Annotated in this window: 14 protein-coding genes, 1 tRNA gene and 2 pseudogenes; 11 read left to right on the top strand and 6 right to left on the bottom strand. The window is 68.0% G+C overall.

What is annotated here, in order from left to right; all coding sequences use genetic code 11:
* Nucleotides 1–97: 97 nt before the first annotated feature.
* The 3 genes from ABD366_RS20915 (at nt 98) to ABD366_RS20905 (ending at nt 4841) form a co-directional block, all read left to right on the top strand.
* The gene (locus tag ABD366_RS20915) at nt 98–2380 is read left to right on the top strand and encodes a (Fe-S)-binding protein (RefSeq protein ID WP_324771270.1); all 2283 of its coding nucleotides are present in this window, start codon (nt 98–100) and stop codon (nt 2378–2380) included.
* A 212-nt stretch (nt 2381–2592) separates the two neighbouring features.
* Nucleotides 2593–3864 carry an FG-GAP repeat domain-containing protein gene (locus ABD366_RS20910; protein WP_324771269.1) on the top strand — a complete coding sequence of 424 codons (1272 nt, stop codon included), beginning with the start codon at nt 2593–2595 and terminating at the stop codon, nt 3862–3864.
* Between the two features lie 164 nt (nt 3865–4028).
* Nucleotides 4029–4841: a Yip1 family protein gene (locus ABD366_RS20905; RefSeq protein WP_324771268.1), complete on the top strand. Its 813-nt coding sequence runs from the start codon at nt 4029–4031 to the stop codon at nt 4839–4841.
* A gap of 57 nt (nt 4842–4898) precedes the next feature.
* Here the strand turns inward: ABD366_RS20905 and ABD366_RS20900 are convergent, their stop codons facing one another.
* The 3 genes from ABD366_RS20900 to dcd form a co-directional block, all read right to left on the bottom strand.
* Complete coding sequence (locus tag ABD366_RS20900; protein ID WP_324771267.1) at nt 4899–6440, bottom strand: FG-GAP-like repeat-containing protein; 1542 nt, start codon at nt 6438–6440, stop codon at nt 4899–4901.
* 176 nt (nt 6441–6616) lie between these two features.
* Nucleotides 6617–7150 (bottom strand): phosphoribosyltransferase, encoded by a 534-nt coding sequence (locus tag ABD366_RS20895; protein WP_324771266.1) that lies wholly within the window; start codon nt 7148–7150, stop codon nt 6617–6619.
* An 11-nt stretch (nt 7151–7161) separates the two neighbouring features.
* Entirely contained in the window at nt 7162–7737 is a 576-nt protein-coding gene (dcd, locus tag ABD366_RS20890) for a dCTP deaminase (protein ID WP_324771265.1), read from the bottom strand.
* A gap of 568 nt (nt 7738–8305) precedes the next feature.
* Between dcd and ABD366_RS20885 the strand changes: the two genes are divergently transcribed.
* From ABD366_RS20885 to ABD366_RS20870, 4 genes are all read left to right on the top strand, one after another.
* Nucleotides 8306–8379 (top strand) — tRNA-Gly (locus ABD366_RS20885).
* A 183-nt stretch (nt 8380–8562) separates the two neighbouring features.
* The gene (locus ABD366_RS20880; RefSeq protein ID WP_324771264.1) at nt 8563–9129 is read left to right on the top strand and encodes a Uma2 family endonuclease; all 567 of its coding nucleotides are present in this window, start codon (nt 8563–8565) and stop codon (nt 9127–9129) included.
* Between the two features lie 254 nt (nt 9130–9383).
* Nucleotides 9384–9839 (top strand): hypothetical protein, encoded by a 456-nt coding sequence (locus ABD366_RS20875; RefSeq protein ID WP_324771263.1) that lies wholly within the window; start codon nt 9384–9386, stop codon nt 9837–9839.
* Between the two features lie 498 nt (nt 9840–10337).
* The gene (locus ABD366_RS20870) at nt 10338–10553 is read left to right on the top strand and encodes a DUF6243 family protein (protein ID WP_324771262.1); all 216 of its coding nucleotides are present in this window, start codon (nt 10338–10340) and stop codon (nt 10551–10553) included.
* A gap of 690 nt (nt 10554–11243) precedes the next feature.
* Here the strand turns inward: ABD366_RS20870 and ABD366_RS20865 are convergent.
* The 3 genes and pseudogenes from ABD366_RS20865 to ABD366_RS20855 all read right to left on the bottom strand — a co-directional run.
* A pseudogene (locus ABD366_RS20865) lies at nt 11244–11396 on the bottom strand (YdcF family protein); the annotation flags it as partial.
* Between the two features lie 148 nt (nt 11397–11544).
* A pseudogene (locus tag ABD366_RS20860) lies at nt 11545–11757 on the bottom strand (ATP-binding protein); the annotation flags it as partial.
* 262 nt (nt 11758–12019) lie between these two features.
* Complete coding sequence (locus ABD366_RS20855; RefSeq protein ID WP_324771260.1) at nt 12020–12760, bottom strand: GntR family transcriptional regulator; 741 nt, start codon at nt 12758–12760, stop codon at nt 12020–12022.
* Between the two features lie 87 nt (nt 12761–12847).
* On the opposite strand from ABD366_RS20855, the gene ABD366_RS20850 reads away from it, so the two are divergent.
* The 4 genes from ABD366_RS20850 (at nt 12848) to ABD366_RS20835 (ending at nt 15420) form a co-directional block, all read left to right on the top strand.
* Nucleotides 12848–13981, top strand: coding sequence for a DUF1152 domain-containing protein (locus ABD366_RS20850; protein WP_324771259.1), 1134 nt, complete (start codon nt 12848–12850; stop codon nt 13979–13981).
* A gap of 85 nt (nt 13982–14066) precedes the next feature.
* Nucleotides 14067–14246: a type II toxin-antitoxin system VapB family antitoxin gene (locus tag ABD366_RS20845; protein WP_324771258.1), complete on the top strand. Its 180-nt coding sequence runs from the start codon at nt 14067–14069 to the stop codon at nt 14244–14246.
* A gap of 50 nt (nt 14247–14296) precedes the next feature.
* Complete coding sequence (locus ABD366_RS20840) at nt 14297–14458, top strand: hypothetical protein (protein ID WP_324771257.1); 162 nt, start codon at nt 14297–14299, stop codon at nt 14456–14458.
* Between the two features lie 137 nt (nt 14459–14595).
* Entirely contained in the window at nt 14596–15420 is an 825-nt protein-coding gene (locus ABD366_RS20835; RefSeq protein WP_324771256.1) for a PTS sugar transporter subunit IIAB, read from the top strand.
* The last annotated feature ends 28 nt before the right edge of the window (nt 15421–15448 follow it).

Raw genomic sequence — 15448 nt, 5'->3', positions numbered from 1 at the left:
GTAAGTGGGTAGTCTCAGACGGACTGCATAAGTTACCGCTTAGTAATCACGAGTACGTCAAAGAAGAGACCACCTCGCAGGCCCGAGGAGCCCCCAAATGCAACTCGCCGCGATCATCGTGTCGCTGGTTCTGATCGTGGTCGGTGTGGCCCTGTTCGCCCGCGCCGTCCTGCAGATCTACAACTTCATGCGGCTCGGCCAGAACGTGCCCGCGGGCACCCGCACCGACGAACCCGTCCAGCGCACCGTCACCGTGGCCAGGGAGTTCCTCGGCCACACCCGGATGAACCGCTGGGGCATCGTCGGTGTCGCGCACTGGTTCGTGGCGGTGGGCTTCTTCTCGCTGCTGCTGACGATCGTCAACGCCATCGGCCAGCTGTTCCAGGCCGACTGGCTGCTGCCGGTCATCGGCGAGTGGGCGCCGTACAACGTCTTCGTCGAGTTCATCGGCACGATGACGATCCTCGGGATCCTGGTCCTGATCGTGATCCGCCAGCTGAGCCTGCCGCACAAGCCGGGCCGCAAGTCCCGCTTCGCCGGCTCCAACTTCGGCCAGGCGTACTTCGTCGAGGCCGTCATCCTCATCGTCGGCGTCTGCATCTTCATGCTGCACGCCCTCGAAGGCGCCCAGCACCACGTCGACAGCTACGAAGCCTCGTTCTTCATCTCGTACCCGGTGATCAACTGGCTCGAGGGCATGGACGTCTCCACGCTCCAGAACCTCACCTACTTCTTCGCCGGGCTGAAGATCGCGACCTCCTTCATCTGGATGATCACGGTCGCCCTGAAGACCGACATGGGCGTCGCCTGGCACCGCTTCCTCGCGTTCCCGAACATCTGGTTCAAGCGCAGGGCCGACGGTGACACCGCGCTCGGCGAGCTGCTGCCGATGACCTCGCAGGGCGAGGCGATCGACTGGGAGGACCCGGCCGAGGACGCCGTCTTCGGTGTCTCCCAGGTCGAGCAGTTCTCCTGGAAGGGCCTGCTCGACTTCTCCACCTGCACCGAGTGCGGCCGCTGCCAGTCGCAGTGCCCCGCCTGGAACACCGGCAAGCCCCTCTCCCCCAAGCTCCTGATCATGTCGCTGCGCGACCACGCGCACGCCAAGGCCCCGTACCTGCTCGCGGGTGGCGGCAAGGACATGGAGGGCAACGAGAAGGCGACCGAGGAGCAGCTCAAGGACGTGCCCGCCGCCGCTCTCGCGGAGGCCGAACGCCCGCTCATCGGCACGCTCGAGGAGAACGGCGTCATCGACCCGGACGTCCTGTGGTCCTGCACCACCTGCGGCGCCTGCGTCGAGCAGTGCCCGGTCGACATCGAGCACATCGACCACATCGTCGACATGCGCCGCTACCAGGTGATGATCGAGTCCGCGTTCCCGTCCGAGGCGGGCACGATGCTCAAGAACCTGGAGAAGAAGGGCAACCCCTGGGGCCTGGCGAAGAAGCAGCGCCTGGAGTGGCTCAAGGAGCTCGACTTCGAGGTGCCGGTCGTCGGCAAGGACATCGAGGACCTCACCGAGGTCGAGTACCTGTACTGGGTCGGCTGCGCGGGTTCGCTCGAGGACCGCGCCAAGAAGACGACGAAGGCCTTCGCCGAGCTGCTCCACATCGCGGGCGTCAAGTTCGCGATCATGGGCGGCGACGAGAAGTGCACCGGTGACTCCGCCCGCCGCCTGGGCAACGAGCCGCTGTTCCAGCAGCTCGGCCAGGAGAACGTCATGTCGCTGAACATGGCCTTCGGCGAGGAGTACGACGACGACGGCAAGGTGACCACCGAGTCGAAGAAGCCGAAGACGGCGAAGAAGATCGTCGCGACCTGCCCGCACTGCCTCAACACGATCGGCAACGAGTACCCGCAGATCGGTGGCGACTACGAGGTCATCCACCACACCCAGCTGCTCCAGCACCTGGTGGACGAGGGCAAGCTCGTCCCGGTGACGCCGGTCGAGGGCATCATCACGTACCACGACCCGTGCTACCTGGGCCGCCACAACAAGATCTACTCCCCGCCGCGCGAGATCATCGCCAACGTGCCCGGTCTGCGCAACGAGGAGATGCACCGCCACAAGGAGCGCGGCTTCTGCTGCGGCGCCGGCGGCGCGCGGATGTGGATGGAGGAGCGGATCGGCAAGCGCATCAACAACGAGCGTGTCGACGAAGCCCTCTCGCTCAACCCGGACATCGTCTCCACCGCCTGCCCGTTCTGTCTCGTCATGCTGACCGACTCGGTCAACGGCAAGAAGAACGACGGCAAGGCCAAGGAGTCCGTCCAGGTCGTCGACGTCGCGCAGTTGCTGCTCGACTCGGTGAAGACCCCGGCCGACCCGGCGGGCGAGCCGGAGACCGAGGACGCTCCGGAGCCGGAGCCCGTGAAGTAGCCGCATTCCGTACGCGGTTTCCGTACGCGGTCGAGGGCGCCCCAGCTGTACGGGGCGCCCTCTTCGCTGTCCGGCACCGGCACCCGGCGTGACCAACCCGGCACCCCCCGCCCCTTAACGATCCCTGCCCCCGTCGGCATCATGAGACGGAACGGACACACACGCACACACACGACGCAGAGCCGGCACACACGGCGGGGCGGGGCTTGCTGATGACGGGCACACAGGCACACGGCTGCCAAAGACGGGCGCTGGGCGCCTTGTTACTGGCTGCCTCGCTCACCGCCTGCGGCGGCGGCCACGACGACACCGACGCCGACGCCTCCCACCGCCCCGTGGCCGTGGCGGGCAAGGCACAGCGCGCGGCCCAGCCCGTACCCCGCGGCTCCGGCAGCAAGGTGCCGTACGACTTCAACGGCGACGGCGCCCCCGACCTCGTACTCGACGAGCTGGCGCACGACGGGCTCGGCGACGACGCCGGCATCGGGATCGTGTACGGCCGCAAGGGCCACGGACTGGTCCCGGGGGCACGGCAGTTGCTCTCCCCGGCGAAGTACGCGGCGCCGACGAAGGGGCAGGCCCCCGCGGCGTTCGGCTCCGAGGCGAGCTGCGATCTCGACCAGGACGGATTCGCGGACCTCGTCGTCTCGACGGACCCGCCCTACGACGGGCAGGGACAGCCGCCCGTCCCCCTCCAGCTCCTCTTCGGCTCGCCCACCGGCATCTCCGGCAAGGGCGTGAAGCTGCGCATCCCGGCGCAGGCACGTTTCGGCAACGACTGGCCGGACCAGCCCGTCTGCGGCGACTTCGACGGCGACGGCAGGGACGACCTCGTCGTGCACGCCAGCGCGGACCGGCTCACCTTCCTGCCGGGCCCGTTCACCCGCGCCGGCGCCGCACGCGGCACGGCCCGCATCGCGCAGGCCGCGGGCAACGTCCCGGTCGGCCCGGCCGCCGACCTCGACGGCGACGGGACCGACGACGTCCTGGTCCGCGCCCACTCCGGCACCGCCCGCTCGGCCCTCGTCCGCGGCGGCCCCCAGGGCCCCGGCGCGCCGGGCACGGCCTACCCGGCGGGCTCGGACGTCGCCTTCGGCCGGTTCGGCGGCGGGTCCTCGCGGGCCGCGGCCGTGCTCACCTCCTCCGGCCTGAAGGTGGCCGCGGGAGGCACCCTGAAGGTGTCCGGCACCGCGCTCGACGCCGGCGACCTCGACGGGGACGGCCGCACCGACCTGATCGTCTCGGGCGGCAAGGACGTACGGCTGGTCCGCGGCGGAACCCGACCGGTGCCCGGCACACCGGGCACGGGCCGCGTCGTGGCGGTAGCCGACTTCGACGGCGACGGCCGCGACGACGTGGTGCTCCAGCGCACCGACGAGGCGGCCCCCGACAAGGACACGGTCGTGGTCCTGCGGGGTGCGCGCACGGCGTCCCTGCTCACCGCAGCCCCCCAACTCACCTTCAACACAGCCGAGTTCAACTAGCCCCTTCGGGCAGTTCTTCGGCCAGTCCCATCGGATGAGCAACCCCGCACAACCCTTACATGCCCCTCATCCGGGCCCTTAGGGGATGTCACAGCTCAGACGCAATGCCGGGCCCTGACCCCGGGTCCGGCATCGCGCCCCGCGAAACCAGGTACGTTCGACACGTGGCTGGATTCAGGAACGGACGCGGCCGGGACAACCGCGAAGCGCCGCAGGGGCAACCGCAGCACTACGGAGGCCAGCAGTGGCCCCAGGGCGGCAACGGGCACGGCGAGCCGGAGTACTTCGGCGACCCCGGCGCGCCCCAGCACCCGCAGGGCGGCTACGACCCGTACGCGGCGAACAACCCGGGCCACACGCAGGCGTTCTCGGTGCACGACGACGCCTACACCCAGGGCGCCACGTACCAGGCGGGGTCGGCGCCCGGCCCGGTCGGCCCGCGCCTGCACTGGAAGCAGCTGCTCAGCGGCGTGATCCTGCGCCCCGGGCCCACGTATCTCCAGATGCGCGACTACGCGATGTGGGCCCCGGCCCTCATCGTCACGTTCCTCTACGGCCTGCTGGCGGTCTTCGGTTTCGACGGCGCCCGCGAGGACGTGATCAAGGCCACGCTCGGCACGGCGATCCCCTACGTCCTGTTCACGGGCATCGCGATCACGCTCAGCTTCTTCGTGCTCGGCGTGGTCACCCACACGCTGGCCCGCCAGCTCGGCGGCGACGGCGCCTGGCAGCCCACGGTCGGCCTCTCCATGCTGATCGCGTGCCTCACGGACGCCCCGCGCCTGATCGTCGGCATGTTCCTCGGCGGCGACGAGGGCTTCGTCCAGCTCCTCGGCTGGGCTACCTGGCTGGCGGCCGGCGCCCTGCTCACCACCATGGTCTCCAAGTCGCACGACCTGCCCTGGCCGAAGGCGCTCGCGGCGTCCGCGATCCAGCTGATCGCGCTGCTGTCGATCATCAAGCTCGGCACGTTCTGAGCGGTCTGACGGGTATCCCCTGCCGGGCCCCGGCCCGGCAGGGAACAGGACGGATCACTAGTTCCAGGACCTGATGTCCTTCAGCGGCCGCGAGTTGTGCAGCGAGGAGCCGAACTGCGGGTACCCCACCGGGTCCATGTCGGCCTCCTTGCCGCGCAGCCGGACCACGCCGGTCACCTCGGCGCTCGCCTTCTGCCCGTCCGAGGGCAGCACGGTCACCGAACCGTCGCCGCCGTCGTCCCACACGGCGCCGACCGCCACGTCCGCCCGGTGGTCCCCGTTCAGGTCGTTCATCAGCAGGTTCGAGCCCCACATGTGGAGGCCCCAAGACCCGGGGACACCCGGGCTGGCCTGGTGGAAGTACTGCACACGGTCGGTGGTGTCGGCGCCCTCGGCGCTGCCGTACAGCAGCGTGACCGAGCCCGCGCCGTAGTACATCCGGCCGTCGCTGCCCCGGTAGTCCTCCTGCTGGGCGCCGACCGCCAGGTCCGCCTTGCCGTCGCCGTCGACGTCGCCGAGCGCGACGGCGCCACCGAACTTGTCCCAGTCCTCCGAGTCGCCGGGTACGTTCCCCGACTCCTGGGTGATGGTCTCCGTACGGTCCGAGACGCCCTTGGCGGAACCGTAGTTGACAACGACCCGGCCGCCGATCGGCCCGTCCGGCGTGGTCCGCCCCCAGAAGGCGCCGATGGCGATGTCACCGAAGCCGTCGCCGTCGATGTCGCCGATGGCCGTGCTCTCACCGCCGGAGAGCCGCTTGCTGCCGACCGCGGTCAGGCCACTCGCCGAACCCGGCAGATAGTAGTTGGCGTTGTTGTACACGCCCGCCGCGTCCGCCTTGTTGCTCAGACCGTCGACGATCAGGTCCGTACGGCCGTCGTTGTTGACGTCCCCCGCGGTCAGGCCCAGGATCCCCGCGTCCACGGCACCGCGCAGCGGCAGGGCGCGCGAGGAAACCGCGCCCGGCGTGCCGTCCTTGGCGATACCGCCCGAGAGGATGTCCAGGGTGTCGGAGGAGGAGCCGATGACCAGGTCGGTCTTCCCGTCCCCGTCGAAGTCACCGGCGGCGAGCGCGGCACCGAAGTTGTCATGCCGGGTCGGGGCGGGGTCGGCAAGGACCGTCCCTCCGGTCAGACCCTCCGGGGAGCCCCACAGAATCTGCACTTCGCCGTTGTCGGCATCGCCGGGCACGTCCTCGTGCGGCGCGGACACCGCGAGGTCCGCGAAGCCGTCCGCGTCGAAGTCACCGGTGGCGGTCGACGCGCCGAACAGGTCCTTCGCCTCCGAGCTCCCGAGTCCGTTGGCCTTGTCCTGGTCCACATACGTGTGCCGCGCGGGCGACACCCCGTCGGCCCCGCCGTAGTACGCGACGACGGAGCCGGCGCCGAAGATCCCGTCGGTGCCCTTGCCGAAGACCTTGCCGCCGACCCTGGTGCCCGGCGCACCGACCGCGAGGTCCTGCACCCCGTCCCCGTTGAAGTCGCTGGGGACACCGGAACCCGCGGCGAGGGCCGCGCCCGGCGCCACGGTGAGCAGCCCTCCCGCCACTGCGGCGACTACGGATGCGGCGATCACGGCGCGGCGATACCTGTGTTGCACGGCAGTTCTCCTGATGTTCGTTCAGCGGACGACAACACCAGCAAGACCTTTGAGGTCCGACGATGGTTGTCCCCTGAACACACCGAGCACAGGAGCGCGAGCCGCGCTGCGTGAACCGCTCTGCGTGAACCGCTCTGCGTGAACCGCTCTACGTGAACCGCTCTACGTGAACCGCTCTACGCGTCGAGCACCTGCCCGGCGCGCTTGACGACGGGCTCTTCGACACTCCACGGGAAGTTGATCCAGTCATCGGTCCGCTTCCACACGTACTCGCACTTCACGAGGGAGTGGGACTTCTCATAGATGACGGCGGAGCGGACCTCGGCCACGGTGTCGAGGCAGAAGTCGTGGACGAGCTTCAGCGTCTTCCCGGTGTCGGCGACATCATCAGTGATCAGCACCTTCTTGTCACTGAAGTCGATGGCGTTCGGGACGGGAGCGAGCATGACCGGCATCTCCAGCGTGGTCCCCACCCCCGTGTAGAACTCGACGTTCACCAGGTGGATGTTCTTGCAGTCGAGCGCGTACGCGAGCCCGCCGGCGACGAAGACACCGCCGCGCGCGATGCTCAGCACGACGTCGGGCTCGTAGCCGTCGTCGGCGATGGTCTGGGCGAGCTCGCGCACGGCGACGCCGAACCTGTCGTAGGAAAGGTTCTCGCGCACGTCATTCACGTCACTCACGCCACTCACATCGCTCACGTCACTCATGTCGCTGCTGCTCACACCTGGGTCCGATGGAAATTGAGGAAGGAACGGGACGCGGTCGGCCCGCGCTGTCCCTGGTAACGCGACCCGTAGCGCTCGCTGCCGTACGGGTGCTCGGCGGGCGACGACAGCCGGAACATGCACAGCTGCCCGATCTTCATGCCCGGCCAGAGCTTGATGGGGAGCGTCGCGAGGTTCGACAGCTCAAGCGTGACGTGCCCGCTGAACCCCGGGTCGATGAACCCGGCGGTGGAGTGCGTCACGAGCCCGAGCCGCCCCAGCGAACTCTTTCCCTCGAGCCGCGAGGCGAGATCGTCGGGAAGCGAGATGACCTCGTACGTCGACGCGAGCACGAACTCGCCCGGGTGCAGGATGAACGGCTCGTCGCCCTCGGGCTCCACGAGCCGCGTCAGGTCGGCCTGCTCCACGCTGGGGTCGATGTGCGGGTACTTGTGGTTCTCGAACACCCGGAAGTAGCGGTCGAGACGTACGTCGATGCTCGACGGCTGCACCATGGATTCGTCATAGGGATCGATCCGGACCCGCCCGGCGTCGATCTCGGCCCGGATGTCCTTGTCTGAGAGAAGCACGTAGCGAGGATACGCAGAGCGCGCGAGCCCGCCACAATCGGCTGGCCCGCGCGCTTGTCTGCTTCTACCGGCGCCTTTGCTGCCACCGGCGCTTCACTGCTACCGCATCCGCTCTTGCTGCTGCTTCCGCTACCGCTTCCCAGATCCCACAGGAACGGCATGTCGCAGTCGAGCACAGCGCGGACACCGGATGAGCCGGCCCGGACCGAGACGGTCCGCCTGCTGCATCGGGAACGAAGCGGTGCTGAACACGTGCCCTTCGGCACAACGGACGACGGTGCGCTCCATCTGGTCCATCAAAGTCCCGGAGTCCCTTCCCCACGAGCCATGTGGCCAGTTTCCTGGCCGACGACGAAAGCCACGTTACGGGATGAAAGGGACGGCATTCCAGGCGGCACTCCGCCCCTGGACAACCCTCTCGCGGTCCTCCGCACCGTACGCCTCAACTCCCTTCACCCGCAGTCACATCCACGCCCCGCAACGCAGTCGGGCCCCGAGGCGACAGCGCCCGGGACCCGGCATGAGGTAGAGTAACGGCCAGTACATCGCCGCTTCGGCGGGCGTACGTGCGGGTGTAGTTTAGTGGTAGAACATCAGCTTCCCAAGCTGAGAGTGCGAGTTCGATTCTCGTCACCCGCTCCACAGCTCGATATGAAACCCCCAGGTCATCGACCCGGGGGTTCTTTGTTGCCCGGCGGGCCCGTACGCAGCACACGGCGAGGGTCGCCGAGGGACCGAACAGCGCCTGAAGCGTTGGACGAGCCGGGGACAGTACGCTGCCTCCAGCGGGATCGAGCCCGCGGCACAGTGTCCGGGAGGCATGTCATGACTGCCGAGATGGTGGCCCCGGCGTGGATGCATGAGCAGATCACGGCGGAGGACTACGAGTCGTGGTCCGAGAAGCAGTGCGCCGGCATTGAGATCGTGGACGGAATGGTCGTCGTGAGTCCTAGCGCGTCCAAGCGGCACAATCGGCTGGCCCGGATCCTGGCGAACGCCCTGGAGGCCGCCGCAGGTCCCGACTGGAACGCCGACACCGACTTCGATGTCCGGCTGCAGGACATCCCGCTCACCAATCGTCGCCCCGACGTCGTCGTCTACCGCGCGGACACGATCGACGTCACTCCCACCCGACCCGAGCACGTGCTTCTGGTGGCTGAGGTGGTGTCGCCGGGATCGGAGACCACCGACCGGATCGTGAAGGTCGACCAGTACGCCAAGGCGGGCATCGGTTTCTACTGGCGGATCGAGCAGGCCGTGACGGGCGTGCCCCTGGTTTATACATACGTCCTCGATCCCGCGACGAGGACGTACCGGGACGGGGACGTGTACACCGGGACTGTGAAGGTCGCCGCCCCCTTCCCCGTAGAGGTCGACCTCGGCCAGGTCTGAACCGGCTGTGCCGCAGGGCAAGGGTCGTCCGGTCTGCACCGAGGCGGCAGGCAGGATCCTGTGATCGTGCGGAGGCAACGCGTGCCAGATGCCTGCCCGACCGGCGAACCCTGCAACAACCAGCCGGCCACGCGTCGCGGACGTTAGCCACAGGCACCGACATCGGGACCTGCCAGTCGTGCCGGACTACCCGAGCTTCTCAAGCTGAGGGCTCGCATTCCCACTGAGTGGGTGCGCTCACTAGGGTGCGCGGAATGCGATATCTGACGGGGGCCTTCGATGTCGGTGCTTTGAAGCGGGGCCGGCCAGTTGAGCAGTTTCTTGGGCCGGTCGCCGCTTCCGGCCGCATCGGTGTCAGTTACGTCGAGGTCCGCCCAGCGCGGGGAGCTTACGAGGTCTATGTCCATACCGTTGAGGACGTGGGCCACGAGAGCTTCTTCGACCTGGTCCAGTTCCCGCCGTTCGACGCGGACGCTGAAGAGGAAGACTTCGGCCGTCTCGTAGCCACGGTCCAGGATCCGATGAGCGCTCTGAGTTCCGCCAAGGAATTCACGGGCGCGGTGCGGGAGCGTTGGGTCAGCGGGGGCATGGCCGAGGCCGAATACGCCGACTTCGTTCGAGCGGATCGGCCTTTGTCTGCGTCTCCCGATGGGTTCCCCTGGCCAAGTTCAGCCCCGCCGTCTGGCACCCACGGTGACATCAACGGCTGACATCAACGGCAGCGAACGGCGATGGCCCTGGCCGGCCACAGGCGTCTGTTCGGTCATCGCGACGGCCGAGCAAGACAGCCCATAGATCGAACTCCTGAAGCAGGTGTTGCAGGTTCGACTCCTGCCAAGGGCACACGCCCAAGGGCCGCTCAGAGGTTTTGATCCTCCTGGGCCGACCCCTAGCCATGATCACGGTCGTGCCAGACGTCCACTAGGAATCCACGTCGCCGCGCTGCTTGCGTATGCGTAGGTCAGGGGCCAGTCGGGGCTCACTGGGCCGCCTGTTCCGGGCGCTCGCCAGAGACCCGGCCGACGCCGGGGGAAACGAAACGGCTGGCGCGCGGGGCCGACGGAACCGGGTAACGTCCTTGTCATGTTCTTCCAGACGCCGATTTACGAGTGAGAGTGTGACGGGCCCCCGCCGACGTCCTTCGACGTCGCCGCCCGTCCCCCACCGATGAATCCGTAGATCACTTCACATCACCGCCGGGAGAACCCGTGACCGACAGCAAGAACATCAACAACCCCGTGGGCCAGGGCGGCGGCAAGCGCAAGAAGCAGTCCCGCGCCGAACGGCAGAACAACGGTCCGCACCGCAACCTCGACCGCCAGCGTGCGGCCGACCAGAAGGCGGAGCTGGTGCGCAAGATGCGCGAGAAGACAGGCGCGGCCGAGGGGACCGGTCAGCCGGACGACGACGCCGCACAGAGCTGACGCACCACTGCCGCAGGGCTACGGATCAGGTGTTGTCACTGATCCGTAGCCCTGCCTTTCGCCGGCGTGCGTAGCTCTTCAGGTCCTGCGTGACGGTCATGACGTCCGCCGCACGGATCCGGATGGGCCCGCAGCGAGGAAAGCCGCCGCAGACGGGGCCCCCGCCCTGTGCGTCAGTTCCTCCGGCGACGCCCCTGCCCGTAGGGGCCGTGGCGATCATGTTCCCGCCATGCCTCGTCGTAGGGGTCGCGGTCCTCGTCGCCTGCGTTGTCTCCAGGAGCCGCGATGCGTTCCCCCTTGTTGACCTTGGCCAGCAGCGAGGCGAGGGGATCAGGGGGACCATCGCTGAAACGATCGGAGCCGCGCTCGGACGGCACCCCCGGCTCTGACCTGTCGTACCGCGCCCGTGATGTACCACTCATGAGTAGCCCCCTCCGGCTCACTGAGATACACGTGAGATCTTCCCTGTGAAGGTCGCGGGTAACCCGACTCCGGCCTTGCCGGTGCTGTGCAATCTTGCCGGCGACCGATCGCCCGGCATACACAGTCACCAGACCTCAACCTCCGTCCTCACAGGGCTCGTTCGCATTGCCGGCGAGCCTGGGGATGTGCGCCGTCGCGCCGGAAGACCTCCGGCTACCGGCCCCGTACTTCTGGCGCAAGGTCGATGCGGCTCTGCGACGGGCCGGGCACCGTGGTGGGGGTGATGCCGGCGTCGGCCGGGACCTGGCGAGAGAGGGTGATGTTCTGGCCGGTGTTCGCGGCGTTGGGCTCCAGTAGGACCGCGGAGGCGTGGACGTCGAGGTCGATGGCATGCTGGCGAAAGTGCGCCGCCTCACCGCGCGCGGCCTGGCCGAGGACGCGGAACGGGCTAGGATCCGGCCGCCCACCGCATAGACCCGGGCCACGCCACCGGCCAAGTGCTTGATTGTCTGTCAACGCTGCCACACACAACACACGTCATTGCTGGGTGGCCAAGCGTTGGCGATCAGGGCTCCTCCGCCCGCCCGTAGAGGACGGCATTGGTGACCAGCTCCGAGAGCAGCAGCCCGCAGTCATCCATCGAGCAGGCCGGGCTGTAGGGAGCGATAAACTTTCGGAACCAGCGTCGGGCCCGGGGGACGGACTCCGGCGCCGGCTGCAGAAGTATGGTGCCGAGCTGCTGGGTGTCGAAGTCGCTACGGCCGACAGGGGTTCCATCCATCCGCGCTCACTCCTTACAGCTGCCGTTCATTCGAGGCAGCGCCGTTTTATCGGTGTGACACGAACTCGGTCGTTCGCCAGTGGTCCAGGGCGCCAGAGCGGGCGGGAGCCGAACGCGGTTCCCGACGAGCTGTCCCGCGCGTCCCGGTCCGGCCATCGACTTGCCGCGTCGTATCGCAGACCACTAAGTGGCCTTAGCCACTTGGTGGATAGTGGCATTGGCCACTTGCGGTGCGCAAGCGATTCGGGACACGCCACTCACATCAGGTGAGCGGATAGCCCTGCTCGAAGGCCCACTTGTTGGGCGGATATGTGGCTTCGGCGAACTCCAGCGGGCGGTCCTGGAGGTCGCGTACGACGTGGTGCACGACCAGTACCGCGGCAAGGGACGGGAGATGCAGGTCCGTCGCTTCCGCCTCGGAGGCCCGCCTTGCGCACATGCGCTCCTCGGCGTAACTCCCCTTGCGCCCGGTCATGTTCTCGACGTAGAGCAACGTGCCCTCCTGGATCCGTTCCGGTTCGAGGAGCTTGGGGGCTCGTTGCCCGACGTCCGGTGGGAACCACGAGGTAGACAGCGTGATGGGGCCGTCCTGGTTGTGGGTGATGCGTCGCCGGTGCATGGCCCTGCGGTCCTTCGCGAGGCCCAGCGCCTCAATGACATGATCCGGGGCATCGAGCCACCCGGCCGACGTGATCACCGCATACTCTCCGGGTGCGTAGATCTTGCCCGTCTGTCGGGCACGTCCGTACAACTCCCGGGCCCGGCGGTTCACTTCGAGGCTGCGTACGTACGTGCCGGACCCCTGCCGCTTCTCGACGAGCCCTTGGTGACTCAGTGCTTCCAGCGACCGCGCGGCCGTTGGCCGGGAGACACTCCAGTCCGCCGCCAACTGCCGCTCCGAGGCCACCTCGTCTCCTGGCCGCAGGTCTCCCCGAAGGATCTGATCGCGGATGAAGTGCGCGATCTGGAGATACTTCGGCTGAGTCTCCTCGATCTGAGGCATGTACGTGTGCCCTCCGCATCTAAGTGGCCAAAGCCTTTGGCCACTATAGGGTGAGTGGTCAACTTCGAGCCCCCGTAATGTGTCGGCATGACCCGCCTGATCGTCGCGGCAGGAGGAGGGGGCGACGCTGTCGCCGCCGTCATGCTGCACGCCGCCCTGTACGGGCACGTTGAGCAGGCGGTGATCCTCACGTATGCGTGGGAACGTCTGCTGGTCGACCCGCTACCGGGCCCGCGGGGGCCGGGGGATTTCACCGGGCTCGAACCGATCACCCCAGCGGTCCGGGCAGTGTCGTCAGGTTCCCGTCCGGTCGCGCCGGCAGGTTCCACCCTTCCACGGCTCGCGGCCGAGCTTCCTCACGCCTTCGCGCTGATCGATCCTCGGCGCGGTGTCGAGGGCATAACCCGACAGCTCGATGAGCTGGTGCGCTACTTGGCGCCCTCGTCGATCGACCTGCTCGATGTCGGAGGCGACATCCTGGCCCGTGGCGACGAGCCGACCCTGAAAAGTCCGCTCGCCGACGCCCTGATGCTCGCGGCGTGCTACCGGGTGGACGCGCCCGTTCGGCTGCTGGTCGCCGGGCCCGGCCTCGACGGTGAGCTGCCGCTCGACGACTTGCGCGATCAGCTCGGCGCCGTAGTCCATACCTTCACTGCGACGGACGTCGAGTCCATCGGCTCGGTCCTTGAATGGCATCCTTCCGAAGCCACCGGAATGCTCGCGGCGGCCGCCCTGGGGGTCCGCGGCATCTGCGAGGTCCGGGACGCCGGGCTGCCCATCGAGCTCACGGCCGAGTCTCCGACCGTCCACGAGGCAGATCTCGACCCTGCCATCGCCCGCAATGAACTGGCCCGCGCCATCATGGCGACCGAGAGCCTGAGCGAGGCCGAGGCGCACAGCCGCGCAGTCTGCGGGTACTCGGAGATCGACTATGAGCGCAACAAGGCCGCACAGCTCGGGGCCCGGCCTCCCGTCGACCTGGACCGTCGAACCGTAATGACCCGACTTGACCGGTTCGAGGACGCAGCACGGCGTCGCGGAGTCACGCACACCACGTTCCGCCACCTCACCGAGGCGCTGCATCTCAACGGCGCACAGCGCGAGGGCCTGCGTCAGTTCCTCATCAGCAGCCGTCCGCAGCAGTACACCGCTCCTCTGTGGAGCCTCACGCGGAAGCCTGTTCCGTCAGAAGGTCACGAGGAGCCCAACCGCCTTCGCTGAGATCTTCGTTGTGCCTATGTGGGCACATCGGAGCGTCGCCTCGGATGTACTTGGTGCCCGTTGTCATGTCTCTGGAGGTGTCACGATGAAGCGGACCGGGATCAATCTTGATGATCAACTGGTTGCTGACGCGGCCAAGGTCCTCGGCACCAGGACGGAGGCCGAGACCGTGGATGCCGCCCTTCGCGAAGTGCTGGCCACGCGCAGGCGCGTCCTGGAGTTGACTTGTCCGGGGACACCAGGGGTGGCGGGTGAGTCGAGTTGAGGGGGGCATACGTGCGGCGGCGCATTCAATGTCGGGCCTCTGGAGTCTGGGTGCTGGTGGGACTTGGGATGCTGGCGATCTCGCGTGCGCTGCCGCGGTTGCTGTCGGCACCCTTCGTAGCGTGCGTGATCTGCGATGTGATCGGGTTCGTGCTTCTGTTCGTGTCCGTGGTGCTCGGCATACGCGCCGAGGCCAGACGATCCGCCGCCTGACGGGCCTGTGTATGGACCCGGCTCGGGGTGATGCCCTCGTGAGGGGAGCGGAAGCGTCCCGTCGGTGTCCATAACGAAAGCGTCACCGCTCAGCGTGTCGGCGGGACAGAAGCGAAGTCGCGGGGGCGACTGCTCGCATGAGTGAACTGAGTGACTTGATTCCGGTCGAGGCCATTCGGCTCGACGTGGCCGCGCCCGACTGGCGGGGTGCCGTCCGGGCCGCCGGGGATCTGCTGGTGTCGACCGGGGTGAGTACGGACGCGTACACCGAGGAGATGGCCCGGAACGTCGATGAGAACGGGCCCTACATCGTCATCGCCCCGGGTTTCGCCTTCGCACATGCCCGGCCCTCCCCCGCCGTGCACCGCACCGGCATGTCCTGGGTGCGGCTGGCCACCCCGGTGAACTTCGGGCACGAGACGAACGACCCGGTGCAGCTGGTCGTCGCCCTCGCCGCTGTCGACTCCGGCGCTCATACGCAGGCCATGGGCGCCCTCGCCCGGCTGCTCGCCGACAGCGACACCGCCGCCGCGCTGGACCGGGCGCCCACCCCGGAGGCGTTGCGGGCCATCCTCGTACGCACGGAGGGAGGAGACACGCGTCGAGACACGCATCCCTCGGACGAGAGCGCCGGAGCCGCGCCCACGAAGACCGCCGGTTCCTCCCGCGGACGCGAACTGCACAAGATCCTGACCGTCTGCGGCAACGGCGTCGGCACCAGCCTCTTTCTCAAGTCCACCCTCGACAAGGTGCTCGACCGGTGGAAGTGGGGGCGCTACATCAGCACCGAGGCGACCGACACCATCTCCGCCAAGGGCAAGGCGTCCGAGGCCGTCGCCATCATGACGTCGCGGGAGATCGCCCGGACCCTCGGGGACGTCGGAGTACCCGTGCGCGTCATCGAGGACTTCACCAGCACCCAGGAAGTCGACGCCGCGCTGCGCGATCTCTACGACGTCTGAGGACGACCACCCCCTTACCCCCGGAGAG

The sequence above is a fragment of the Streptomyces kunmingensis genome (genome assembly GCF_039533535.1).
In the GTDB taxonomy this organism is placed as follows: domain Bacteria; phylum Actinomycetota; class Actinomycetes; order Streptomycetales; family Streptomycetaceae; genus Streptomyces; species Streptomyces kunmingensis.
This window is presented reverse-complemented; position numbering and strand designations above follow the sequence as displayed.

What these genes read in the sequence shown, in the direction of transcription:
- ABD366_RS20855 (WP_324771260.1), bottom strand. Translation starts at nt 12,760, where the DNA reads ATGCCTCAGATCGAGGAGACTCAGCCGAAGTATCTCCAGATCGCGCAC.
- ABD366_RS20910 (WP_324771269.1), top strand. Translation starts at nt 2,593, where the DNA reads ATGACGGGCACACAGGCACACGGCTGCCAAAGACGGGCGCTGGGCGCC.
- ABD366_RS20835 (WP_324771256.1), top strand. Translation starts at nt 14,596, where the DNA reads ATGAGTGAACTGAGTGACTTGATTCCGGTCGAGGCCATTCGGCTCGAC.
- ABD366_RS20850 (WP_324771259.1), top strand. Translation starts at nt 12,848, where the DNA reads ATGACCCGCCTGATCGTCGCGGCAGGAGGAGGGGGCGACGCTGTCGCC.
- ABD366_RS20895 (WP_324771266.1), bottom strand. Translation starts at nt 7,150, where the DNA reads ATGAGTGACGTGAGCGATGTGAGTGGCGTGAGTGACGTGAATGACGTG.
- ABD366_RS20915 (WP_324771270.1), top strand. Translation starts at nt 98, where the DNA reads ATGCAACTCGCCGCGATCATCGTGTCGCTGGTTCTGATCGTGGTCGGT.
- ABD366_RS20880 (WP_324771264.1), top strand. Translation starts at nt 8,563, where the DNA reads ATGACTGCCGAGATGGTGGCCCCGGCGTGGATGCATGAGCAGATCACG.
- ABD366_RS20845 (WP_324771258.1), top strand. Translation starts at nt 14,067, where the DNA reads ATGAAGCGGACCGGGATCAATCTTGATGATCAACTGGTTGCTGACGCG.
- ABD366_RS20875 (WP_324771263.1), top strand. Translation starts at nt 9,384, where the DNA reads ATGCGATATCTGACGGGGGCCTTCGATGTCGGTGCTTTGAAGCGGGGC.